The 1,033-nt window shown below is 60.0% G+C and carries 1 protein-coding gene; it reads left to right on the forward strand.

From position 1 onward, the window contains the following. Positions 1-1,023 (forward strand): ISKra4 family transposase (locus PXK01_RS21945; protein ID WP_274861738.1); only part of this gene is annotated, 1,023 nt, incomplete at its 5' end. Positions 1,024-1,033 lie beyond the last annotated feature (10 nt).

Genomic DNA, 1,033 nt, shown 5'->3' on the forward strand with positions numbered 1-1,033 from the left:
GGCGGACCTATTTCTCCGCTGGCCTATTTCTTTCCTGACCGGGCTACCCCGGAGCTGCAGCGGCTCCATGCGGAACTCGGGTCCCGGCATTCCTTTCGCGAAGCCGCGCGGCTGATGAAAAGCTTCCTCCCCTGCCATCCGCCCCATCACACCACGGTGCGTGACCGGTTGGGAAGAGTAGCCGCGGGGCTCGAGAAAAGTCGAAGGGCATCAGGCGATCCCGCTGAAGCACTTCCCAAAGGGGGTTTGACGGTTTTTCTGGACGGTGCGCATATCCGCTGTCGACCGGAGTATCAGCAGCGACACCTGGATCTTGTGGTCGGTAAGATTGAAAGTCGCAATATGTGCCGACGATTTGGCTTGGTCGCCAATGCGACGGCATCGCCAGGCAGCCGGATGCGAGAAGAGCTGTCAGACTTTGGATGGAAGCCGGGCCGTCTGTTGACGGTAATCTCTGATGGCGAGCTTGCTCTCCCGAACCTCATACGGAATGCCATGGGTGGCGACGGCCAGGTGAAGCATATCCTCGACTGGTGGCACATCTCGATGCGTATTCGACATGTCGAGGCCGCCGTTCAGGGTCTGGTCCAGATACCGGGATTCACTGGAATTCCGGTGCTGTTCCAGCGCCCCGCGAAAAGCCTTCGCTGGTGGCTGTGGCATGGCAGAGCACGGGTCGCGGAAACTTATCTGAAAGGGCTCATGCACGATTGCACCCGCCTTGCGGAAGAACCTTTGGCTGTCCGCACCGCTGCCGCTCGTGTGCAGGCCCGATGCGGGACACTGTACACCTATCTCGCGAACAACATGGAATCCCTTGTCGACTATGGCCGACGGTACCGTAACGGGCTGCCCATCTCGTCATCTCGTGCCGAAGGATCAGTCGATGACATTGCCAATGCCCGCATGGGAAAGCGCAGAAGGATGCGGTGGTCGCCCAAAGGGGCTCACCGAGTAGCCGTCACAAGGGCCGCAGTTCTCGATGGTCGGCTGACCGTCGCAAACAGAAAACGCGCCGCATGACCCCCATGTT

The sequence above is a fragment of the Phaeobacter sp. PT47_59 genome, assembly GCF_028890025.1.
GTDB lineage: Bacteria > Pseudomonadota > Alphaproteobacteria > Rhodobacterales > Rhodobacteraceae > Phycobacter.